The organism is Micromonospora sp. NPDC048835, assembly GCF_040649995.1.
Lineage (GTDB): Bacteria > Actinomycetota > Actinomycetes > Mycobacteriales > Micromonosporaceae > Micromonospora.
The window spans coordinates 356926-379732 of the sequence record NZ_JBEZGM010000003.1; the positions used below are offsets into that span (position 1 = coordinate 356926).

Sequence of the window (22807 nt, forward strand, 5' to 3'; positions counted from 1 at the left end):
AACGTCCCCCAGGTGTTCGGCAGCGCTCAAAGACGGGGCGCGCCCGTGTGATGAACATCGCGTGGCGGGGTATCCCGCAGCCGGCCAACCTCGGACCCGCAACGGGTGAAAGGACAAAGTCCCGATCCGGACGTCTGGCCAGTGGTCCGCCGACGAAGGCGCACAACGGCAGGGCCTAGGCTGGGCGGCAGAGTGACCCACAACGCGGTGGGTCGAGGGGAGTGGCACCGATGGACCGGCGTCCGGCGATCAAACCGGAACCCGACCTCCGGCAGGATGACTCCGGCCGGGACGACGACAGCTTCGATTCGGCGACCGACGGGGACGGCTACGGCCGGCTCGACACGGGCGTCACCGGGCTGACCGGGTCGAGCATCGACACCATCTACGATCTGGGCCTGCCGACCGAGGCGTTGGCCGACGACGTGGAGGACGCCGAGCTCGACGAACCAGTTCCCAACGCGGAGCGCCTGGTGGCCCAGGCCGTCGCGCTCGCGGGGGACGACCATGACGCGGCGACACTTGTCGGTCGTTTCTGGCGGTTCGCCCCGGACGAGGAGTTGGTCGGCTTCACGGCGGAGGAGATGCTCGACGCGGCCCGGGCTCACCGGGATCTCGCCCAGCAGCGGGTGCCGGGCGAGTTGAAGCTGCGAATCCACGAACCGCACGCGGACCAGCACCACACGGTCGTCGAGATCGTCACGGACGACATGCCGTTCCTGGTCGACTCGGTGACGGCGCTGCTCAACTCGTACCACCTCGACGTGCACCTGCTGGTGCACCCGTTGGTGGTGGTGCGGCGGGAGCCGCTGGGCCGGCTCACCGAGGTCTCCGCAGACGTGGAGCCGGACGACGCGATCTCCGGCGACATCGTCGAGAGCTGGATGCGGATCGAGATCGACCCGGTCCGGGACGCGGCCGAGCGGGACCGGCTCCGCCACGAGTTGCAGCGGGTGCTCACCGACGTGCGGGAGGCGGTGGAGGACTGGCCGAAGATGCGGCAGCGTGCCCTCGCGCTCGCCGACGAGTTGGCGTCCGCCCGCACCTCCGACAACCGCCCTCCGGTGCCGGAGAAGGACATCACCGACTCGGTGGAGCTGCTGCGGTGGCTCGCCCACGACCACTTCACCTTCCTCGGTTACCGCGAGTACCGGCTGGTGGACGCCGACGGCGACGCCGCCGACCCGGTCGACGGCAAGGCGTTGGAGGCGGTGCTCGGCACCGGGCTGGGCATCCTGCGCTCCGACTCGCCGGAGGCGCGGTCGCTCTCCTCGATGACGCCCGAGGCGCACGAGAAGGTGCTGGAGAAGCGCCTGCTCATCATCACCAAGGCCAACTCCCGGGCCACCGTGCACCGCTCGGCGTACCTGGACTACATCGGCTTCAAGATCTTCAACTCGGCCGGTGACGTGATCGGTGAGCGGCGCTTCCTGGGCCTGTTCTCGACTGCCGCCTACCGGACCAGCGTCCGCGAGCTGCCGGTGGTCCGCCGCAAGGTGGCCGAGGTGCTGGACCGCTCCGGCCTGAGCCAGCGCAGCCACTCGGGCAAGGACCTCATCCAGATCCTGGAGACCTACCCGCGCGACGAGCTGTTCCAGATCAAGACCGACGACCTGTACCACGCGGTGGTCGGCGTGCTGCGGATGGCGGGCCGCCGACAGTTGCGCGTCTTCCTGCGTCGCGACGCGTACGGGCGGTTCATCTCCTGCCTGATCTACCTGCCCCGGGACCGGTTCACCACGCAGAACCGGCTGCGCATGCAGGACATCCTGCTGCGTGAGCTGAACGGCGTCGGCGTGGACTACACCACCCGGGTCACCGAGTCGATGCTGGCTCGGGTGCACTTCATCGTCCGTACCGACCCGACCCGGCCGCCCGGCGACATTGACGCCGACCTGCTGGCCGAGGAGTTGGCCGACGCCACCCGGCTCTGGGACGACGACTACCGGCTGGTGCTTGAACGCAAGCTCGGCGACGAGCAGGCCAAGCACCTGTTCACCAGGTACGCCGACGCGTTCCCGGAGGGCTACAAGGACGGGCACACGCCGTACGAGGCGATGAAGGACCTGGCGAAGCTGGAGCTGCTGGAGGAGCCTGGCCAGCTTGAGATGCACCTGTTCCGCAAGCAGTTGGCACCCCGCCCGGGCACCCGGGTGCCGGGCGCGGACCTGGCCGAGGCGATGGACGTCCGGTTCAAGGTCTACCGGTACGGCGAGCCGATGATGCTCTCGGCCGTGCTGCCGGTGCTGCACTCGCTCGGCGTACGCGTGGTCGACGAGCACCCGTACGAGGTGGACCGGATCGACGGTCGGGTCTACCTGTACGACTTCGGTCTCATGCTGCCCGAGGGGCACCACGAGCTGGCCGAGGTGCGCCCGCACGTGGAGAACGCCTTCGCGGCGGCCTGGCGCGGCGAGGCCGAGGTGGACCGGTTCAACGAGCTGGTGCTGCGCGGCGGTCTGACCTGGCGGCAGGTGGTGGTGCTGCGGGCGTACGCGAAGTACCTGCGGCAGGCCGGCACGGTCTTCTCGCAGGACTACATGGAGCAGACCTTCATCGCGTACCCGAAGCTCGCCGCGTTGCTGGTGGAGCTCTTCGAGACCCGGTTCGCGCCTGGCGAGTTGAGCACCGAGCAGCGGCAGCAGCGCAGCGGTGAGCTGGTGGAGACGATCCGGGGCGCGCTCGACGACGTGGCGAGCCTCGACCAGGACCGGATCCTGCGCTCGTACCTGACGCTGATCGAGGCGACCCTACGGACGAGCTTCTACCAGAAGCGCGCCGACGGGCGGCCGAAGGCGTACGTGGCGTTCAAGCTCGACCCGCAGGCCATTCCGGACCTGCCCGCGCCGCGTCCGAAGTTCGAGATCTTCGTCTACTCGCCCCGGTTCGAGGGTGTGCACCTGCGGTTCGGGCCGGTGGCTCGGGGCGGGTTGCGCTGGTCCGACCGTCGGGAGGACTTCCGCACCGAGGTGCTGGGCCTGGTCAAGGCGCAGATGGTGAAGAACACCGTGATCGTGCCGGTAGGTGCCAAGGGCGGCTTCGTGTTGAAGCAGAAGCCTGGCGACCGGGACGAGGCGGTGGCCTGCTACCAGGAGTTCGTCGGCGCGATGCTCGACGTCACCGACAACATCGTCAGCGGGCAGATCGTGCCGCCCGAGGACGTGGTCCGGCACGACGCCGACGACCCGTACCTGGTGGTGGCGGCGGACAAGGGCACCGCGACGTTCTCCGACATCGCCAACGAGATCTCCACGGCGCACAACTTCTGGATGGGCGACGCGTTCGCGTCCGGCGGATCCGCCGGCTACGACCACAAGAAGATGGGCATCACCGCCCGGGGCGCCTGGGAGTCGGTCAAGCGGCACTTCCGGGAGCTGGGCCTGGACACCCAGACCCAGGACTTCACGGTGGTCGGCGTCGGTGACATGTCCGGCGACGTGTTCGGCAACGGGATGCTGCTCTCCGAGCACATCCGGCTGGTGGCCGCCTTCGACCACCGGCACATCTTCCTCGACCCGGAGCCGGACGCCGCCACCTCGTACGCGGAGCGTCGGCGGCTGTTCGACCTGCCCCGGTCCTCGTGGGAGGACTACAACCCGGAGCTGATCTCGGCGGGTGGCGGCATCTTCGCGCGTACCGCGAAGTCGATCCCGATCACGCCGCAGGTCCGGGCGGCGCTCGGCCTGGACGACGACGTCACGCAGATGTCGCCGCAGGACCTGATGAAGGCGATCGTCACCGCCCCGGTGGACCTGTTCTGGAACGGCGGTATCGGCACCTACGTCAAGGCGTCCACGCAGACCAACGCGGAGGTGGGCGACAAGTCCAACGACGCGATCCGGGTGGACGGCCGCAGCCTGCGCTGCCGGGTGGCGGGCGAGGGCGGCAACCTCGGCTGGACCCAGCTCGGCCGGATCGAGTACGCGTTGACAGGTGGCCGGATCTACACGGACTTCATCGACAACGCGGCCGGGGTGGACACCTCCGACCACGAGGTGAACATCAAGATCCTGCTCAACACGGCGGTGGCCGATGGTGAGCTGACCACCGCCGAGCGGGACGAGCTGCTGGCCGGGATGACCAACGAGGTCGCGGAGCTGGTGCTGCGGGACAACTACGACCAGGCTCGGGCGATCAACAACGCCCAGGCCCAGGCCGCGTCGCTGCTCCCCGTGCACCGCCGGATGATCAACGAGCTGGAGCGTTCGGGTGGGTTGGACCGCGCTCTGGAGGCGCTGCCGCCGGACGAGGAGCTGGCGGTCCGCAGCGAGTCCGGCCTGACCGCGCCGGAGTTCGCGGTGCTGCTCGCGTACGTGAAGATCGTCCTGGAACGGGAGATCCTCACCGAGGGGTTGGCCGACGAGGAGTGGACGACCGACGTCCTGGTCAACTACTTCCCGACGCCGATGCGCGAACGGTTCGCCGACCGGATGGGCCGGCACCGGCTGCGCCGGGACATCGTCACCACCGTGCTCGTCAACGAGGCGATCAACCGGGGTGGCATCTCGTTCATCTTCCGGGTGGTCGAGGAGACGGCGGCGAGCGCGGCGGACGTGATCCGGGCGTACGTGGTGGTCAGCGAGGTGTTCGGCCTGCGTGACCTGTGGGACGCGGTCGAGGCGCTTGACAACCGGGTGGCGCCGGAGTTGCAGACGAGCGTCTACCTGGACACTCGCCGCCTGCTCGACCGGGCGGTTCGGTGGCTGGTCTCCAACCGGCGCTCGCCCATCGACGTGCCCGCCGAGATCGCCCGGCTGCGCGACGGGGTGCACCGGCTGCTGCCGGGGCTCGAGGAGCTGTTCTACGGCAACGAGCGCCAGGGCATCGTCGCCCACATGGACTCGATGACCGAGCGTGGGCTGCCCCGCGAGCTGGCGGAGCGGGCGACGCGGCTGATGTACAGCTTCGGCCTGATGGACGTGGTGGAGACGGCGAACGCCAGCGGGCGGGACGTCAGCGAGGTGGCCTCGGTCTACTTCGTGCTGTCCGACCTGTTCCGGGTGGACTCGCTGCTGTCGAAGATCTCCCTGCTGCCGCGGGAGGACCGCTGGCAGACGCTGGCCCGGATGGCGCTGCGGTACGACCTGTACGCCGCGCTTGCCGCGCTCACCGCGGAGGTGCTCGACTCGACGCCTGGCGACCTTCCGCCGCACGAGCGGGTGCAGCAGTGGGAGCAGTCGAACGCCACCTCGATCCACCGTGCGCGGCGGGCGATGGGGGAGTTCGACGAGTCGCGGGCGGATCTCGCCGCGCTGTCGGTGCTGCTGCGTCAGATCCGCACCCTGGTGCGGACCTCCGCGGCTGCCTGAGTCAGGTCGCCGGACGCGGTCCGGCCGGTCGGGTCACCCCGACCGGCCGGGCCGCGTCTCGTTCGTCGTGGGTCACGCCGCCAGGGTGGCGAAGACGACGATGTTGTCCGGGTAGCTCTTCGCGACCTCGTCGAACTGACCGCCACAGGTGACCACCCGCAGGCTGGGCCGGTCGCTCGGTCCGTACACCAACTCGGTGGGGAAGGCGGTCTTCGGGTACGACTTCACCGAGTCCACGGTGAAGGTGGCCGGCACTCCGTCGGCGCGGCGCACGGTGAGGGCGTCGCCGGGGGTGAGAGCGCCGAGGTCGAAGAAGACTGCCGGGCCCAGCACCGCCGAGTCCACGTGCCCGACGATGACCGCGTTGCCCGTCTCGCCGGGGCTCGCACCGGGCTCGTACCAGCCGGCCTTGTCGGCCTGGTCCAGCGGAGGAACCTGCACGGTGCCGTCCGGGTTGGTGCCCAACGACATGATCGTGGCGTCGACGCCGATCCGGGGAATCTCGATGCTTGTCGGCGCGGAACGGGCCAGGCCGGCCGGAGCGGTGCCCTGACCGACCGACTGCCCGTCGTCAGCGGTGCTCGCCGGCCCGGTCGCCTCCGGGCCGGCCTGGGCCAGCGGCTGCGGCGGTCGGGGCGCGGGCGCGGTCTTCAGCGAAGCGCCGATCATGCCGGCGCCGATCATGGCCATGGTGACGACGACGGCCGTGCCGGCGGCACGCCACGGTTTCCCGCGACGGCCGCCGGCCGGTGTCGTCGTCACGTCAGACGAGCGAACCATCGGTCCGCCGACGACGCATCAGCACGATCCCGCCGAGCGCGGCAGCGCCGAGCAGGCCCGCCCCGCCGGTGGCCATACCCCGGTCGGTGCCGGTGCTGACGCCGCCGTCACCACCGTCGACACCGCCGTGCGGCAGCACGACCAGCTCGCCCTCGCCGCAGGAGCCCTTGAGCTCGTAGCGACCCGGCTTGGCGTCCTTGTCTACCTTGGCTTCGCCGTAGTAGACGAACTCGCGCTCCTTGTCCCAGTCACGCTCGTCCGAGCCGCGCTCGTCCTTGCCGTGACCGCCGCGCTCGTCCGAGCCGTACTCGTCGGAGTCGTGGCCCTTGTTCTCCCAGCCCTTGTCCGAGCCGCGCTCGTCGGAGCCGTAGCTGCCGCGTTCGTCCGAGCCGTACTCGTCGGAGTCGTGGCCCTTGCTTTCCCAGCCCTTGTCCGAGCCGCGCTCGTCGGAGCCGTAGCTGCCGCGTTCGTCCGAGCCGTACTCGTCGGAGTCGTGGCCCTTGTTCTCCCAGCCGTTGTCGGAGCCGTGCTCGTCCTTGGACTCCCAGTCCTTCTTGTCCTCGTCCTTGGAGTCCCAGTCCTTCTTGTCACGGCTTTCGTCGGCGTCCTGGCCGTGCTCCTCGCCCTTCCAGTCCTTGCTGTCCTCGTCGCCGTAGGCGTCGGCGGCAGCGCCGCCGCCCTGGCCACCCTTGCCGTTCTCGTCCTTGCCCTTGTCGTCCTTGCCGTGCTCGTCCTTGCCCTTGTCGTCCTTGCCCTTGTCGTCCTTGCCCTCGTGGTCCTTGCCCTTGTCGTCCTTGCCGTTCTCGTCCTTGCCCTCGTGGTCCTTGCCGTTCTCGTCCTTGCCGTGCTCGTCCTTGCCCTTGTCGTGGTCGGAGGAGTCCTCCTCCTCACGCCACTCGCGGTCCTCGCCCCGGTCCTCCTGGGCCGGCTTGAGCTTGACCTTGCCGGTGACCTTGGACCACACGTACGCGTGCTCCTGCCGATCCGGGCAGATCTCGAGGAGCTTGACCTCGTCGCCAGCCTTGACGACGTGCGGCTTGGCGTAGACCTTGCCGTCGTCGTGGCCGTCGGCGAACGCGATCCCCGGTGCGAACACCAGGAGCGACGCGCCGCCGAGCGCGGCGCCCGCAACGACCTTCCCGAGCATCTTCTTAGCCATGACCTGCGTCACTCCATCCCTGTTGTCCTGAGCCCGGCGACAACCGAGCTAAGACCGACGTTAGACGGTTTCATGACTTATGAAGTGAAAGATTCGCGTTTTGACCTTTGGTCCAAGTAAGAGGTGAAGGGGTGCTACGCGGCTTTCTCTGCGCCGAGCGCCGTGCGGGGTGCCACGTGGCTTTCCGGGCGTTGCACGGCGTTCGGCGCTCGCCGTGCCCGGTCCGCGCCGGTCATCCGGTAGCGGCAGCGCCAGGTCGGCCGCGTGCCGCTCGGGTCCATCCGGGGGTATCGTCCGAAACGGTTCCGGTTGACGCATCGAGCCATTGCCATGGAAGCGCTCCCATGCAAGAATCGTCGAACGCGGTTCGATGAGCCACACCGCGCAGGCAGGGCAGTCGAGGGCACCCGGTTCACCGGGCGACACCAGCCGCCGAACGACCGGCCGACGCATCGGCCGGGCACCACCACCACCATCGCCCGTCCGGGTCGGGCGCCCCCCAAAGATTCCCGTTGGTGCCGAAGGCCGTCCGTGCAGGACGCCCATCGGGCCGTCCCGCCGGGCCGTACCTGGGCCCGGTCTCGCCCAAGGAGATCAGTGGCATGAATGTGTGGAGAAGGCTGACCGGCCCACGCCGGGCCCTCGCGCTCGCCGGCGCGGGTGCCCTGGTCGCCGGCGGGCTGGTGACGATTCCGGTTACCGCGGCGCAGGCCGCGACGCAGTGCGATATCGCGTACACGAGCAACGACTGGCAGGGCGGCTTCACCGCGAACATCACCATCAAGAACGTCGGCGACGCGCTGAACGGCTGGACGCTCGGCTGGACCTTCCCCAACTCCAGCCAGCGGGTGCAGCAGGGCTGGTCGGCCACGTACACCCAGTCCGGCAGCCAGGTCACCGCGCGCAGCATGTCCTACAACGGCACCCTGGCGACCGGCGCGTCGACGAGCATCGGCTTCAACGGCGCGTGGAGCGGCAGCAACCCGAAGCCCACGTCGTTCACCCTGAACGGAGTGGTCTGCAACGGTGGCACCACCCCGCCGACGACGACGCCCCCGACCGACCCGCCGCCCACCACCACGCCTCCGCCCACCGACCCGCCGCCGACCACCACGCCGCCGCCCGGCACCAAGGTGGACAACCCCTACGCCGGGGTACGCGGTTACGTGAACCCGGAGTGGAAGGCCAAGGCGGACGCCGAGACCGGCGGAAGCCGGGTCTCGAACAACCCCACCGCCGTCTGGCTGGACCGGATCGCCGCGATCAACGGCACGCCGAACAGCAGCTCCAACGGTGCCTTCGGGGTGAAGGAGCACCTGGACGAGGCGCTGCGCCAGGGTGCCGGCTACATCCAGTTCGTGATCTACAACCTGCCCGGCCGGGACTGCTCGGCGCTCGCCTCGAACGGTGAGCTGGGCCCGGACGAGTTGCCCAAGTACAAGGCCCAGTACATCGACCCGATCGCCGCTATCCAGGGTCAGTCGAAGTACAGCAGCCTGCGGATCATCAACATCATCGAGATCGACTCGCTGCCGAACCTGGTGACCAACACCTCCGGCCAGCCGGGCGGCACGGTCATGTGTGACACGGTCAAGGCCAACGGCGCCTACGTCAACGGCGTCGGCTACGCCCTGGCCAAGCTGGGTGCGATCGGCAACGTCTACAACTACATCGACTCCGGCCACCACGGCTGGCTCGGTTGGGACAGCAACTTCAACCCGAGCGCGGAGATCCTGAAGACCGCCGCGGTCGCCTCCGGCAGCACTGTCAACAACGTGCACGGCTTCATCACCAACACCGCCAACTACTCGGCGCTCACCGAGCCGTACTTCAAGGTCACCGACAACGTGAACGGCCAGACGGTGCGGCAGTCCAAGTGGGTCGACTGGAACTACTACGTCGACGAGCTGTCGTTCGCGCAGGCGTTCCGGACCAAGCTGGTCTCGCTGGGCTTCAACTCGAACATCGGCATGCTGATCGACACCTCCCGCAACGGTTGGGGCGGCTCCGCCCGGCCCACCGGCCCGGGTGCGATGACGAGCGTCGACACGTACGTCAACGGTGGCCGCATCGACCGTCGGGCACACCTCGGCAACTGGTGCAACCAGGCCGGTGCCGGTCTCGGTGAGCGGCCGCGGGCGAACCCGGCGACCGGTATCGACGCCTACGTCTGGGTGAAGCCGCCGGGCGAGTCGGACGGCTCCAGCAAGGAGATCCCGAACAACGAGGGCAAGGGCTTCGACCGGATGTGCGACCCGACGTACGGCGGCAACGCCCGCAACGGCAACAACCCGTCGGGTGCCCTGGGCGACGCGCCGATCTCCGGTGCGTGGTTCTCCGCCCAGTTCCAGGAGCTCATGCGCAACGCGTACCCGGCGCTCTGACCGGAACGCTTCCGCACTTACCCCCCACCGGCAGTAGGTGAGGCACTGCCGGCGGGGGGTTCCCCCCGGGTCCCCGGCTCGACCGTCACAGGTCGGGCCGGGGACCCCCCCTTGTCGTGGGCCCCGATCAGGGCACTGTGCGCTCGATCGCCGCCCGGCCCTGCTCGGCCAGGTCCCGGCGGGCCTTGTCCAGGTTCTCCGGCGTCAGGTCCTGGCCGCGGGCCATCACCAGGTCCTCGGGCTCCCAGGGCTGTTCGCCCCCGGTACGGATGTTGTCCCCACCAGCGCCGGTGCCGGTCCCGGTGGCGCCGGTGCCGGCGGCGTACGGGTCGCCGATCAGCTCGTCGGTGTCCGGCGCGAGGTCGGCGGGCCGACTGCGGGGTTCGGCGAAGCCCGGGGTGTCCCGGTCGGGGCCGCCTCCGGTCCGGAACTGCGGCACGGTGGCGTCATCGTCCACCGCCGAGGCCACCTCCGGGCTGTCCTCCAGCGGCGGTTGGCGATCGCGATCGGTCATGGTGCTGCCTCCTGGGTCCGACACGTGCCTGGTTGCCTCGCGTACCCCCTGGTGCCGCGCTCATGCCGCACGGCCCGGCGGTCGGCGGCGGACCGCCCGCGCAGGAGATGCGGTCCGGCCGTCAGGCGTCGGGCTGCTGCTCGTTGGGGGCCGGCGGTTCCGCCGGGCGCAGCCGCTGCCAGAGCAGCATGAGCAGGCCGAACACGAGCATCGCGAGCCCGGTCCACAGGTTGATCCGCACGCCTTCGGCCTTGTCGATCTCGGCCCGGCTGTCGAAGATGCCGATAAGCGTCACGATGATCCCGTACGCGACGAAGAGGCCACCGATCACCCTGCGGATGTCGAACAGCCGGGCTGCGGCGGAGCGCCGCTGCTCCGCCTGTGCCTCGTCGATCAGCGGATCCTGTGCCGGCTGGCCGTCGTTGCTCATCTGCCGACCCCTTTCCTCAGAAGACCGGGATGTAGAAGAGGGCGGCCAGCGCGACGGCGATCACGCCGAGCAGCACCGGGGAGCGGTACCAGACGGCGTCCCCGGCGAGCACGTCGCCCTTCAGGTCGACGCCGCCCATGCCGTACACCAGCCCGCGCAGTTCCTCGTCCCGCTTGGGCGCGGTGAGCGGGGTGAGGATCACGGCGACGATCGCCACCGTGACGAAGGCGATGCCCGCGCCCCAGAAGCTCTCCTCCAGGTCGGAGTTGAAGTTGATCACACCGCCCTTGTAGAGCAGGTAGGTCGCCAGCGACGCCAGGGTGCCCAGCAGCAGCGACCAGAAGCCGGCCAGCGCGCTCATCCGCTTCCAGAACATGCCGATGATGAAGGTGGCGAACAGCGGCGCGTTGAACAGCGAGAACAGCGCCTGGATGTAGTTCATGATGTTGCTGAACCCGGCCGCGATGAACGCGGTGCCGATCCCGATCACCACGGCGGCGACCGTCGCCCACCGGCCGATCCGCAGGTAGTAGTCGTCCGAGCGGCCGGGCCGCAGGTACGCCTGCCAGATGTCGTAGGTGAAGACGGTGTTGAAGCCGCTCACGTTTGCCGCCATGCCGGCCATGAACGACGCGAGCAGGCCGGTGACCGCCACCCCGAGCACACCGTTGGGGAGCAGGTCGCGCATCAGCAGCGGGATGGCGTTGTTGTACTGCAGGTCGCCGCTCTCGGCGCCAAGTCCCTTCACCGTCACCAGGGCGACCAGGCCGGGGATCACCGTGACCAGGGGGATGAACAACTTCGGGTACGCCGCGATGATCGGCGTACGCCGGGCGGCGCTCATGTTCTTCGCCGACAGGGCCCGTTGCACCTCGGCGAAGTTCGTCGTCCAGTAGCCGAACGACAGCACGAAGCCGAGGCCGAAGACGATGCCGATCCACTGCGCGCCCAGCGGGTTGGCAGTGCTGCCGGTGTCCTGCCACGCGTGCAGGCCCGCCTCGCCGAGCTTGGACTCGCTCACCGCGTTCATCAGCCCGTTCCACCCGCCGACCTTGACCAGACCGATCACGGTCACCGGGATGAGACCGGCCAGGATGACGAAGAACTGGAGCACCTCGTTGTAGATCGCCCCGGACAGGCCGCCGATGGTGATGTACGCCAGCACGATCGCCGCGCCGACCACGATCGCCGTCCAGAGCGGCCAGCCGAGCAGCGCCTGCATGACCAGGGCCAGCGCGTAGAGGTTGACCCCGGCGATGAGCACCTGGGCGACGGCGAAGCTGAGCGCGTTGAGCAGGTGGGTCGGACGGTTGAACCGCAGGCGCAGGTACTCGGGGACGCTGCGGACCTTGGAACCGTAGTAGAAGGGCATCATCACGATGCCCAGGAACACCATCGCCGGGACCGCGCCGATCCAGTAGTAGTGCACGGTCATGACGCCGTACTGGGCCCCGTTCGCGGCCATCCCGATGATCTCCAGCGCGCCCAGGTTCGCCGAGACGAAGGCGAGACCGGTCACCCAGGCCGGCAGCGACCGGCCGGAGAGGAAGAAGTCGACGCTGGTCCGGATCGCCCGACGCGCGGCGAAGCCAACTCCGAGGACGGTGACGAAGTACAGCGCCAGGATCAGGTAGTCCAACCCGTTCATGTTGAGCCGAAGACCGTCGCCGTCCATCCCGTCACCCCTCGTCCGGACGTCCGCGCCTGTGGGTGCGCGCGCGGCCTATTACCCCGTCCGCGCGGTTTCATTCCCCGACGTCGGGCCCGTCGCGATCGGGCCCGGTCGGGCGGTCTGTGCGGCCTGGCGACGATCGGGCGCACGAGGGCGCCCCGGCCGTGCTGGGCCGGGGCGCCGGGTGCTGGTCGGGTCTCTCAGCGACCCAGTACGCGGTCCAGGAAGTCGCGGTAGTTGCGGACCGCCATCCGCAGTTGCTCGGTGTCGGCCGAACCGGCGTCCTGCCATCCGCCGAGCGTGTTCTTCTGCGCGGCCAGCGCCGAGGAGAGGGCCTGGATGGCCTCCTCCACCAGCGACTGCGCCTCGCCGGCGGCCGCCTGCGGGTCGTCGACGAAACGAAGCTGCACGTCCCGCCAGCGGTCCCGGAAGCCCTGCGCGGTGTCCGTGTCGAGCAGCGTCGCCGGCTCGGCAGCGACCGTCGACCCGGCGGGTCGGTGCGTTCCGGCGGACTCCAGCGTGTGGCTGGAGTCGTCGCTCGGCACCGGCTCGCCGTCCGCGTCCGGGTCGACCATCTCCGGTGTGGCGCTGCCGTAGCCGGCCGCGCCCGCCGTGGCGGCGTCCCGGTCGCCGGTCAGGTCGCTGCGGCGCTCGGGGTCGCCGTCGGTGGTGCCCGGCGGTACGACGGTCCGCGCGGACGTGTCCGCGTCGGCACGGGCGTCCAGGTCGGTGCTGTCGGTGACGTCCGCGCTGTCGTCGAGGTCCGTGTCGCGGCGGTGCAGCTCGGCGGTGGGGTCGGCGCGCAGACCTTCCCGCTCGCCGTCCTCGGCACCGTCGCCGGGCTTGGCGGTCCGCTCGGCCCGGGGGTCCGGCTGGTCCTGCGGGTGCGGGCTGGCCAGCGCGGACGCGGCCACCGCGTCGGCGACCGTGGTGGCGCCGAAGGTCGTCGGCAACGGCCCCGGCTCGTGGAAACCGCCGTCGTCGGTGGAGTGGCCGTCGCGCCGGTGGCGAGAGCCGGAGTCGTCGGTCGACTCGTCGTCGGCGGGGTCGTACGCGGCATCGGTGTCGGCGTGGGTCTGGTCGTCGAAGGCGCCCCGGTCGTCGAGGGCGTCCTCGGGGACGTCGGAGCGGGCGGCCCGGTCGGCCGGGGGTACCGGCACTGGCGCGGACCGGACGGCCTCCGGGTGGTCGTTGCTCACCTGCTGCTCTTCCTGGCGCATCGGTGGCCTCCTCAGCGGCTCGTGGCGTCGTGGTCCGGGTGGTGGCGCTGTTCGGGCGTGCGGTGGCCGACCGGTTCCTCGCCCAACAGGTCGGCGAAGAGTGCGCGGTAGTGCACGACGGCCTGCCGCAGCTCCTCGGTGTCGGCCTCACCTCGGGAGTTGCGCAGGTGGATCTCGTGCGCGTCCCGGTAGTTGGTGAGCGTGCGGGCGTGCTCGACGGAGAGGTGGGCGATCTGGTCGGAGAAGTCGCCGGTCGGGTAGCCCTGCTCCTCGATGAGCCGGGTGACCAGTTCGTCCGCGTCGCCCACGGTCTCGCCGGGGGAGTCGATGAAGCGGACCTGGAGTTCCTCCCAGGCCGCGGCGTACCGGGCCCGCGACTCCGGCGTGAGTGGGGTGAGCGTGAGCTCGGCGTGCCGGCGTTCCCGGTCGCGCAGTTCGCGCTCGGCGGCGGACCGGCTGTCCTGTTCCGCCACCACCCGGTCGTACTCCGGCCCGAACCGGTCCCGCAGCGCGCGACGGCTGTTGAGCGAGCGGACGGCCACGGCCAGTGCGGCGACGATCACCAGCACGACGAGCACGATGACGATTATCTGCGTGGGCGACATGGGCTCCTCCTTCGTCATCTGGTATTCCCTCCGCGCGGTGATCGCCAATCCCGATTTGAGGCACTTTCCTGACGGAGAACACGACCGGCCAAACTTGACTCATTCCAGAGAAGGCGCTTGGGTGTGGTGATGCACCCAAAGGCCAGCAAGCCGATCCTCACCACCCGGCAGGGTCGCCCCGTGCACAACAACCAGCAGCAGCGGACAATTGGGTCGCGTGGCCCCGCCACCCTGGAGAACTACCACTTCCTGGAAAAGATCGGCCATTTCGACCGGGAGCGGATCCCGGAGCGGGTGGTGCACGCCCGCGGCTTCGTCGCGCACGGCGAGTTCGAGGCGTACGGGACCATCGGCGACGAGCCGGCCGCGACGTACACCCGGGCCAAGCTGTTCCAGGTCAGGGGCAGGAAGACTCCGGTGAGCGTGCGCTTCTCCACGGTCATCGGCGGCCGGGACTCCTCCGAGGCCACCCGCGACCCGCGCGGCTTCGCCGTGAAGTTCCGCACCGACGACGGCAACTGGGACCTGGTTGGCAACAACCTGCCGGTCTTCTTCATCCGAGACGCGATCAAGTTTCCGGACGTCATCCACGCGCTGAAGCCGGACCCGGTGACCTTCCGCCAGGAGCCGAACCGGATCTTCGACTTCATGTCCAACACCCCCGAGTCGATGCACATGCTGACCTGGCTGTTCAGCCCGCGCGGCATTCCGGCCAACTACCGGACGCAGGACGGCTTCGGTGTGAACACCTACCGGCTGGTCGACGCCGCCGGCGAGGGCGTGCTGGTCAAGTACCACTGGAAGTCGCAGCAGGGCATCGAGTCGCTGACCGAGGAGCAGGCCGCGACCATCCAGGCCACCGAACTGGGCCACGCCTCCAAGGACCTCTACGAGGCCATCGAGCGCGGCGAGTGCCCCCGGTGGGAACTGCACGTCCAGATAATGAGCGACGACGAGCACCCGGAGCTGGACTTCGACCCGCTCGACGACACCAAGACCTGGCCGGAGGACGCTTTCCCGCTGCGGCCGGTCGGCATGATGACGCTCAACCGCAACGTCGGCAACGTCCACAACGAGAACGAGCAGATCGCCTTCGGCGCCGGTGTGCTCGTCGACGGCCTGGACTTCTCCGACGACAAGATGCTCGTCGGGCGGACGTTCTCCTATTCGGACACCCAGCGGTACCGGGTCGGCCCGAACTACCTCCAACTGCCGATCAACGCCCCGCGCGGGGACGTCCAGGTCAACACCAACCAGGGCGGCGGCCAGATGTCGTACGCGGTGGACCACCTGGCCGGTGACCCGCACATCAACTTCGAACCGTCCTCGGTGGCCGGTTTCGACCAGGCCGACGAGTCCTACCGGGAGTACCGGCCGTTCGTCTCGGGTCAGGTCGTGCGCGCGCCGATCGATCGGCAGAACAACTACGCCCAGGCCGGTAAGCGCTTCCGCACCATGCCCCGGTGGGAGCGCGACGACCTGGTGAAGAACCTGGTCAACCTGTTGGGCCAGTGCGACAAGCAGATCCAGGAGAGGATGGTCTGGCACTTCAGCCAGTGCGACGACTCCTACGGCCGACGGGTCGCCGAGGGCCTCGGCATCGCCGACCACGCCTGAAGTCGCCAGTCTGCCGTGCCCACCCGGGGCACGTCCCGGAGCGTCGATGTCGGCGCGACGGGCGGTAGTGCAACCGCCCTCGATTACGTATCCTGCCCAAGGCGCCCGCGCCGGTGCCCGGCGACGCGGCCGGGTGGGCGGCCGGTCGGCGCGTCGCCCGGCGGCGCCGGCACCCCTCCTGCCACCCCTGCACGGGCGAGGTCTGATGAAAACCCGCGACTGGCCGATCCGCTCGAAGCTGACCGCGTTGGTCGTCGCGCCGGTGACCGCCCTCCTGGCGTTGTGGATCTTCGCGACCACACTGACCTTCGGGCCCGCCCTGAACCTGCTCTCCGCCCGCACCCTGCTGTACGACCTGGGTCGCCTCGGCGAGACGGTCGTCACCGAGCTGCAACGGGAACGCCGGCTCTCGGTGGTGCAGCTCGCCGGAAGAACCGAGCTGCCCGCCCTCGCCGAACAGCGCGGGCGCACCGACCGGGCGGTCGCCGAGCTGCGCCGCCGGGTCGACGGGGAGCCCCTGCGCGACGCCGCGGACGACCTGCTGGAGACCCGGGTCGACAAGTTGGTCAGCGCCCTCGCGGCGCTGCCCAGCGGCCGGAAGTTCATCGACGACCGCAAGGTCGACCGGGCCGGCGCGATCGGCCTGTACAGCGGCATGGTCACCGCGGCCTTCCAGGCGTTCGCAGGCATGGCCACCCTGGACGACCAGGACCTCAACCGGCAGGCGCTGGCGCTCACCGCGCTGGGTCGCTCCCGGGAACTGCTCGGCCAGAGCGATGCGCTGCTGGCCGGCGCGTTCACCGCCGGACGGTTCGCCGAGGGGGAGCACACCCAGCTCGTGCAGGCCATCGGCAACCAACGGTGGCTCACCGAGAGCGCGGTGGCCGACCTGCCCGAGAGCAGCCGGGGCGCCTACCAACGGTTGACCGAGGGCGAGGCGTTCACCCGGCTGCGCACGATGCAGGACGCGCTTGTCGTACCCAACCGCTCCGGCCGGCCGGCTGTCGACGCGGCCGCCTGGCAGGCGAGCCAGGACGCGGTGCAGCAGCAGTTGCGGGACTTCGAGCTGTCCGAGGCCGACGCGCTCACCGACCGTTCGGTGCCGATGGCGGTCGGCATCCTGGTGCGGCTGGCCGCCGCCGGCGTGCTCGGGCTCGTCGCCGTCGTCGTCTCGGTGCTTGTGGCGCTGCGGGTCGGCCGCACCCTGGTCCGGCGGCTCAGCGGCGTCCGCACCGCCGCGTTGGAGCTGGCCGAGCACCGGCTACCCGACGTGGTGACCCGGCTGCGCCGCGGCGAGCAGGTCGACGTGGCCCGGGAGGCGCCGCCGTTGGAGTACGGCCACGACGAGATCGGCGAGGTCGGGCGCGCCTTCACCGAGGTGCAGCGCACCGCCGTCCAGGCCGCGGTGGACGAGGTCACCCTGCGCCGCGGGCTCAACGAGGTCTTCCTCAACATCGCCCGGCGGAGCCAGAGCCTGGTGCATCGTCAGCTACACCTGCTCGACCGGATGGAGCGTCGCAGCGAGGACCCGGACGAGCTGGCCGAACTGTTCCAGGTCGACCACCTGGCCACCCGGCTTCGCCGGCACGCCGAGGACCTGGTCATCCTCGCCGGCTCCGCGCCCGGCCGGGGCTGGCGCAACCCGGTCGCGATCGTCGACCTGATCCGTGGTGCCATCTCCGAGGTCGAGGCGTACGAGCGGGTCGACATCACCGCCGTGCAGCCGGCCGGGGTGCTGGGGCGGGCGGTCGGAGACGTCATCCACCTGCTCGCCGAACTGGTCGAGAACGCCACCGCCTTCTCCCCACCGGACACCCGGGTCACCGTCAGCGGGGCGCAGGTGGCCAACGGGTACGCCCTGGAGATCACCGACCAGGGGCTGGGCATGTCCGCCGAGGCGCTGGAGACCGCGAACACCCGGCTGGCCAGCTCGCCCGAGTTCGACCCGGCGCAGAGCGCCCGACTCGGCCTGTTCGTGGTGGCCCGGCTCGCGGCCCGGCACGGCGTACGGGTGCGGTTGCGCTCCTCCTCCGCGGAGGGCGGCGTGACGGCGGTGGTGCTGGTCCCCGGTGACCTGATCACCGCCGAACCGCCGGCCGGCCCCGACCCTGCCACGCTCGGCGTCGCGTCGGCCGACCCGAGCCGGCGGCCGGCTCGGACGGCGCGTCGGGGCACCGTGACCCGTCCCCGTACCCGCCCGCCGACGACCCCGTCCGTCAGCACGGCCCCGCCCGCCCCGGCCGGAGCGCCGGCCGCGGCCACCCTGCCTGCCGGCGGGCGTGGCGTGGGGTCGGCGACCGCCGACGAGCCGGACGACGAATTGGACGGCCTACCCCGCCGGGTGCGACGCCGTACCCCCACCGCCCAACCCCGGTCGACAGTCGCCGAGACGCCGTCACCCCGCTCGCCGGAGGAGGTCCGCCAGGTGATGGCGGCGTTGCAGGCCGGCACGGCGCGCGGACGCGCCACCGCCACCCCGACGGCGTCGACAGCTCCGGCGGTCCCGCCCGCCCCCACCGACCCGCCGACGACCCCCGAACCCCCGACCGCGACTGAGAGGGACGCCTAGTGCGGCATTCGACGAAGCAGAGCGCCGGCCTCGACTGGTTGCTCGACGAACTGGTGCAACGGGTACCTGCCGCCCGGGAGGCGGTGGTGCTCTCCGCCGACGGCCTGCTGCTCGGCTGCTCGACCGAGTTGGGGCGCTCCGACGCCGAGCACCTGTGTGCGCTCGCGGCCGGCTTCTCCAGCCTCGCCCGGGGCGCCAGCCGGCACGTGGACGGCGGCCCGGTTCGGCAGACCGTGGTGGAGATGGAGGACGCGTACCTCTTCGTCACCGCCGCCGGGCAGGGTGCCTGCCTGGCCGTGGTGAGCGACGCCGACGCGGACATCGGGCTCGTCGCGTACGAGATGGCCATGCTGGTGATCCGGGTGGGGGAGAGCCTCGCCGCGCCGGCCCGTTCGGCAGCGGGTGCCGGGGATGCGGACTGAGCCGCCCGGGCCGCAGCACGAGTGGCTGGATGGCGACGCCGGCCCGGTGATGCGTCCGTACGCGCTCACCGGAGGTCGGGTGCGCTCCGCCGTCGACCACTTCAATCTGGTCGCGTTCGTGTTGGCCCGTCCGGACGTCGATGCGGCGAACCATCCGGGTCTGCTGCCGGAGCACCGACGGCTCGTCGCGTTGGCCCACCGGCCGGTGTCGGTCGCCGACCTGGCAGCCGAGCTGGACCTCGCGGTCGGCGTGGTCCGGGTACTGCTCGGTGATCTCCTCGCCGAGGGCGTGGTCGCGGTGCACGAGCCGCCGTCCGCCGGCATTCTTCCCGACGACGACATCCTCAAGGCGGTGGTCAGTGGACTCCGTGCGCTTTGACCAGGTGGGCACCAGCACCACCATCCCGCTGGCACTGAAGATCCTCATCGCGGGAGGCTTCGGTGCCGGCAAGACGACCTTGGTGAGCGCGCTGAGCGAGGTCCGTCCGTTGCAGACCGAGGAGGTGCTCACCGGTGCCGGGATCGGCACGGACGACCTCTCCGGCGTGGAGGGCAAGTCGACCACCACGGTGGCGATGGACTTCGGCCGGATCACCATCAACGACGACCTTCAGGTCTACCTGTTCGGTACGCCCGGTCAGGACCGGTTCTGGTTCCTCTGGGACGAGTTGGCCTTCGGCGCGCTCGGCGCGGTGGTGCTCGCCGACACCCGGCGGTTGGCCGACTGCTTCCCCTCCATCGACTACTTCGAGCAGCGTGGCATTCCGTTCGTGGTCGGGGTGAACTGTTTCGACGACTCGCGCCGGTTCAACCTGGAGACCGTACGCCGGGCGCTCGACCTCGACCCGGACGTGCCGATGGTGCTCTGCGACGCCCGGGACCGGCAGTCCGGCAAGATGGTGTTGATCTCTCTGGTGGAGCACGTCGCCCGGCAGCGCGGCGAGCCGGTGCCGGCGGCCTGAGATCCGGGGCCGGAAAGCCGGTTAACGGGCGGGCAACGCGGGCAGCCTCTGGTTGGATCGACGGAGGATGCCGGCGGAGGGGTGGGACGTGAGCGGTCAGGGTGAGGTCGTCCACATCGGGGGTTACACCGCGCAGAGCGGTGGGCGCGGCAGCGGCATCGTGGCGGCCCGTCGCGACCCGACGACCGGGGCACTGACCCCGCTCGGCACGGTGGCGGTCACCCCGTCCCCCTCCTTTCTGGCGCGGCACCCCACCCAGCCGGTGCTCTACGCGGTAAACGAGCTGACGGCCGGTGAGGTCAGCGCCTGGCAGGTAGGGGCGGACGGGGCGTTGACCCCGCTCGGCAGCCGGTCGACGGGCGGCGCCGAGCCCTGCCACCTCGCGGTGCTGCCCGACGGCGGCCACCTGCTGGCGGCCAACTACGGCAGCGGCAGCATCGCGGTCTTCCCGCTCGACCCGCAGGGCGTGCCCGGTGACCGCACCGATCTGGTGGTGCACGAGGGGCACGGCCCCGACCCGGAGCGCCAGGATCACGCCCACGCCCACATGGTCTCGCCGGGCACGGGGCGGGGCCCGATCTTCGCCGTTGATCTCGGCACCGACTCGGTCTACCGGTACGACCTCGACGGCGCGACCGGGCGACTGGTGCCGCGCGCGCCGCGGATCCGTACGACGCCCGGCACCGGCCCCCGGCACCTGGCCCGGCACCCCGACGGACTGCGCTGCTACCTCGTCGGTGAGCTGGACGCCTCGGTCACCGCGTACGAGCTGACCGACGACGGCGCGCTGCACCAGCGCGGACGGGTCGAGGCGAGCGAGCGGGCCGGTCACGTCCAGCCCTCGGAGGTCGCGGTCGCCCCGGATGGCCGCTTCCTCTACGTCGCCAACCGTGGGGTGGGGACCGTGGCGGTGTTCGCCCTGGCCGGGGAGTTGCCCGAGCTGGTGGCCGAAGTGGACACCGGCGGCGAGTGGCCCCGACACTTCGCGCTGATCGGCGAGCACCTCTACGTCGCCGACGAGCGGGCGGACATGGTCCGGGTGTTCCGGCGTGACGCCGAGACCGGCGTACCGGAGGCGGTCGGCGAGCCGGTGCCGGTGCCGAGTCCGACTTGCGTACTCTCCTGAACGATGGTTTAGAGACGCGAGCGTTGCCCTGGTTTGGCAACGCCACGAGGCTGCCACGTCACTCTGTGTTGCAAAAAAGTGGGCAACTGTTTCTCCTCCGTAACTTTAGTCCGAACGGATGTGGCAGAGACGGCACCTAGTACGCAAGATGGTCACCGTGTCAGCAGGCCGCCATCGCATGCGTTCGAAACTCCACCTCGCCGCCGCCGCCGCAACGGTCGGCGTCCTCGTCGTCACGACGGGCTCGTGGTTCGGCTATCGGGAGTTGATCCAGCCGAGTTGCTCCGGGGAGATCCGCCTTGCCGTGGCGGTCGCCTCCGAGTTGGCGCCGGCGGTGGACGCCGCCGCGTCCCAGTGGGTCAAGGATGGCGCCGCGGTGGGCCCGACCTGCATCCGCGTCGACGTCTCCGCGTCCGACCCGGTCGACGTGGCGGCCGTGGTGGCGGCCAAGCACGGCGCTGTGCTGGCCGGTGTGGGGCAGGCCAGTGGCACCGCCGTCAGCCCGGACGTCTGGGTGCCCGACTCCTCGACCTGGCTGCTGCGGTTGAAGAAGGAGGCCAACGCGTTCGCTCCGACCAACGGCGCGTCCATCGCGCGTAGCCCGATCGTCGTGGCGATGCCCGAGCCGATCGCCACCCGGCTGGGCTGGCCGGACAAGAAGTTCAACTGGATCGACCTGCTCAAGCAGGTCAACAACACCAGTGCGCCGTTGCGGACCGGGATCGTCGAGCCGACCCGCGACGCGGCGGGCCTGTCCGGTCTGCTCTCGTTGACCGCGGCTGCCAACGGCGCCGGCGGCGACGCCCAGCGCAACACCGTCGGGGCCCTCCGCGCACTTGCCACCGGGCGCTCCTCACTCCGCAACGACCTGCTGGCCCGTTTCCCGGCGGCGAACGACTCGACGTCAATCGCCAGTGGTCTCGGCGCGGCGGCCCTGTCCGAAGAAGACGTGATCGCGTACAACAGCAAGAAGCCGCCGGTGCCGCTCGCCGCGCTCTACATGGAGCCGGCGCCGATGCCGCTGGACTACCCGTACGCGGTGCTGCCCGGCATCGAGCCGAGCAAGGCGTCGGCCGCCCGGGTGCTGTTCGAGCTGCTCACCAGCCCCACCTTCCGGGACCGGCTCGCCGCGCAGTCGCTGCGCGCGCCCGACGGCAACTGGGGCGACGGCTTCAAGGCTCCGCAGGGCGCCCCGAGCCCGTCCGGTGGCGCGCCCACCGCGCCGGCCAACGGCGGCACCGCCGCGGGTGGCCTGGACCCGGCCGCCATTCAGCGGGTCGTCTCCAGCTGGTCGATCGCCACGCAGTCCGGTCGGATGCTCGCCGTCATCGACGTCTCCGGCTCGATGAAGGACGAGGTGCCGAGCGCCAACAACCGCAGCCGGGAGGAGGTCACCGTCGACGCGGCCCGACGCGGTCTCGGTCTCTTCGACGACTCCTGGTCGATCGGCCTGTGGACCTTCTCCACCAAGCTGGTCGGCAACCGGGACTACCGGGAGTTGGTGCCCATCGGCCCGCTCTCCGGCCAGCGGGCCCAACTGGAGGGCGCGCTCGCCACCGTCAAGCCGTCGAACGGTGACACCGGCCTCTACGACACCATGGCGGCCGCGTACCAGGCGGTGCAGGAGAACTGGCAGCCCGGTCGGGTCAACTCGATCGTGCTGTTCACCGACGGCAAGAACGAGGACGCCAACGGCCTCAACCAGCAGCAGCTCCTCGCCAAGCTCAAGCAGCTCGCCGACCCGGACCGGCCGGTCCAGGTGATCATGATCGGTATCGGTGAGGGCGTCAGCAAGGCAGAGCTGGAGTCGATCACCAAGGTGACCGGTGGCGACGTGTTCGTCACCAAGGACCCGAGCGAGATCGGCAGCATCTTCCTCAGCGCCATCGCGCGGCGTCCGCCAGCACCGCGCTGATCCGACGCTCAGACGTCGGAGGGGCCTGCCGTACCGTCTATTCGGTGTGGCGGGCCCCTTTTCGGCCACAGGTTGTTGAAGAAAAGTGACGGCAATACGTCGGAAGCAATCGGCAGTCATAGT

The 22807-nt window shown here is 70.4% G+C and carries 16 protein-coding genes; 9 read left to right on the forward strand and 7 right to left on the reverse strand.

Translation table 11 applies throughout. From position 1 onward, the window contains the following. The first annotated feature begins 230 nt into the window (after positions 1-230). Positions 231-5309 (forward strand): NAD-glutamate dehydrogenase, encoded by a 5079-nt coding sequence (locus AB0C15_RS06415; protein WP_357349265.1) that lies wholly within the window; start codon positions 231-233, stop codon positions 5307-5309. Positions 5310-5381: 72 nt separating this feature from the next. Here AB0C15_RS06415 and AB0C15_RS06420 read toward each other — a convergent pair whose 3' ends face one another. After that, complete coding sequence (locus AB0C15_RS06420) at positions 5382-6071, reverse strand: class F sortase (protein ID WP_357349267.1); 690 nt, start codon at positions 6069-6071, stop codon at positions 5382-5384. 1 nt (position 6072) lies between these two features. After that, positions 6073-7248: a hypothetical protein gene (locus AB0C15_RS06425; protein WP_357349269.1), complete on the reverse strand. Its 1176-nt coding sequence runs from the start codon at positions 7246-7248 to the stop codon at positions 6073-6075. A 602-nt stretch (positions 7249-7850) separates the two neighbouring features. On the opposite strand from AB0C15_RS06425, the gene AB0C15_RS06430 reads away from it, so the two are divergent. Next, on the forward strand, positions 7851-9632 hold the full coding sequence (locus tag AB0C15_RS06430; protein ID WP_357349270.1) for a glycoside hydrolase family 6 protein: 1782 nt from the start codon (positions 7851-7853) through the stop codon (positions 9630-9632). Positions 9633-9759: 127 nt separating this feature from the next. On the opposite strand, the gene AB0C15_RS06435 is transcribed toward AB0C15_RS06430, so the two are convergent. The 5 genes from AB0C15_RS06435 to AB0C15_RS06455 all read right to left on the reverse strand — a co-directional run bounded on the left by AB0C15_RS06435 (position 9760) and on the right by AB0C15_RS06455 (position 14073). Then, on the reverse strand, positions 9760-10146 hold the full coding sequence (locus tag AB0C15_RS06435; RefSeq protein ID WP_357349272.1) for a hypothetical protein: 387 nt from the start codon (positions 10144-10146) through the stop codon (positions 9760-9762). Positions 10147-10267: 121 nt separating this feature from the next. Then, on the reverse strand, positions 10268-10576 hold the full coding sequence (locus tag AB0C15_RS06440; protein WP_357349273.1) for a hypothetical protein: 309 nt from the start codon (positions 10574-10576) through the stop codon (positions 10268-10270). Between the two features lie 16 nt (positions 10577-10592). Then, positions 10593-12251 carry a sodium:solute symporter family protein gene (locus AB0C15_RS06445; protein WP_357349275.1) on the reverse strand — a complete coding sequence of 553 codons (1659 nt, stop codon included), beginning with the start codon at positions 12249-12251 and terminating at the stop codon, positions 10593-10595. 197 nt (positions 12252-12448) lie between these two features. Continuing rightward, a complete protein-coding gene (locus tag AB0C15_RS06450; RefSeq protein WP_357349277.1) occupies positions 12449-13468 on the reverse strand; it encodes a hypothetical protein in 1020 nt (339 codons plus the stop codon). Between the two features lie 11 nt (positions 13469-13479). After that, complete coding sequence (locus AB0C15_RS06455; protein ID WP_357349279.1) at positions 13480-14073, reverse strand: hypothetical protein; 594 nt, start codon at positions 14071-14073, stop codon at positions 13480-13482. 129 nt (positions 14074-14202) lie between these two features. Here AB0C15_RS06455 and AB0C15_RS06460 point away from each other — a divergent pair, with 129 nt between their 5' ends. From AB0C15_RS06460 to AB0C15_RS06490, 7 genes are all read left to right on the forward strand, one after another. Beyond that, positions 14203-15690 (forward strand): catalase, encoded by a 1488-nt coding sequence (locus AB0C15_RS06460; RefSeq protein WP_357349352.1) that lies wholly within the window; start codon positions 14203-14205, stop codon positions 15688-15690. A 205-nt stretch (positions 15691-15895) separates the two neighbouring features. Further along, entirely contained in the window at positions 15896-18259 is a 2364-nt protein-coding gene (locus AB0C15_RS06465) for a nitrate- and nitrite sensing domain-containing protein (RefSeq protein ID WP_357349281.1), read from the forward strand. Then, positions 18259-18681 carry a roadblock/LC7 domain-containing protein gene (locus tag AB0C15_RS06470; RefSeq protein WP_357349282.1) on the forward strand — a complete coding sequence of 141 codons (423 nt, stop codon included), beginning with the start codon at positions 18259-18261 and terminating at the stop codon, positions 18679-18681. Before AB0C15_RS06465 ends, AB0C15_RS06470 begins: the two co-directional genes overlap by 1 nt. Further along, positions 18671-19060 (forward strand): DUF742 domain-containing protein, encoded by a 390-nt coding sequence (locus AB0C15_RS06475; protein ID WP_357349284.1) that lies wholly within the window; start codon positions 18671-18673, stop codon positions 19058-19060. The genes AB0C15_RS06470 and AB0C15_RS06475 overlap by 11 nt, the downstream gene beginning before the upstream one ends. Then, on the forward strand, positions 19041-19643 hold the full coding sequence (locus tag AB0C15_RS06480; RefSeq protein WP_357349286.1) for an ATP/GTP-binding protein: 603 nt from the start codon (positions 19041-19043) through the stop codon (positions 19641-19643). Before AB0C15_RS06475 ends, AB0C15_RS06480 begins: the two co-directional genes overlap by 20 nt. Positions 19644-19731: 88 nt before the next feature. After that, entirely contained in the window at positions 19732-20769 is a 1038-nt protein-coding gene (locus tag AB0C15_RS06485; protein ID WP_357349288.1) for a lactonase family protein, read from the forward strand. A 157-nt stretch (positions 20770-20926) separates the two neighbouring features. After that, positions 20927-22684, forward strand: a complete 1758-nt coding sequence (locus AB0C15_RS06490; RefSeq protein ID WP_357349290.1) for a substrate-binding domain-containing protein — start codon at positions 20927-20929, stop codon at positions 22682-22684. The last annotated feature ends 123 nt before the right edge of the window (positions 22685-22807 follow it).

What these genes read in the sequence shown, in the direction of transcription:
- AB0C15_RS06415 (WP_357349265.1), top strand. Translation starts at nt 231, where the DNA reads ATGGACCGGCGTCCGGCGATCAAACCGGAACCCGACCTCCGGCAGGAT.
- AB0C15_RS06425 (WP_357349269.1), bottom strand. Translation starts at nt 7,248, where the DNA reads ATGGCTAAGAAGATGCTCGGGAAGGTCGTTGCGGGCGCCGCGCTCGGC.
- AB0C15_RS06430 (WP_357349270.1), top strand. Translation starts at nt 7,851, where the DNA reads ATGAATGTGTGGAGAAGGCTGACCGGCCCACGCCGGGCCCTCGCGCTC.
- AB0C15_RS06435 (WP_357349272.1), bottom strand. Translation starts at nt 10,146, where the DNA reads ATGACCGATCGCGATCGCCAACCGCCGCTGGAGGACAGCCCGGAGGTG.
- AB0C15_RS06440 (WP_357349273.1), bottom strand. Translation starts at nt 10,576, where the DNA reads ATGAGCAACGACGGCCAGCCGGCACAGGATCCGCTGATCGACGAGGCA.
- AB0C15_RS06445 (WP_357349275.1), bottom strand. Translation starts at nt 12,251, where the DNA reads ATGGACGGCGACGGTCTTCGGCTCAACATGAACGGGTTGGACTACCTG.
- AB0C15_RS06450 (WP_357349277.1), bottom strand. Translation starts at nt 13,468, where the DNA reads ATGCGCCAGGAAGAGCAGCAGGTGAGCAACGACCACCCGGAGGCCGTC.
- AB0C15_RS06455 (WP_357349279.1), bottom strand. Translation starts at nt 14,073, where the DNA reads ATGTCGCCCACGCAGATAATCGTCATCGTGCTCGTCGTGCTGGTGATC.
- AB0C15_RS06460 (WP_357349352.1), top strand. Translation starts at nt 14,203, where the DNA reads ATGCACCCAAAGGCCAGCAAGCCGATCCTCACCACCCGGCAGGGTCGC.
- AB0C15_RS06465 (WP_357349281.1), top strand. Translation starts at nt 15,896, where the DNA reads ATGAAAACCCGCGACTGGCCGATCCGCTCGAAGCTGACCGCGTTGGTC.
- AB0C15_RS06475 (WP_357349284.1), top strand. Translation starts at nt 18,671, where the DNA reads ATGCGGACTGAGCCGCCCGGGCCGCAGCACGAGTGGCTGGATGGCGAC.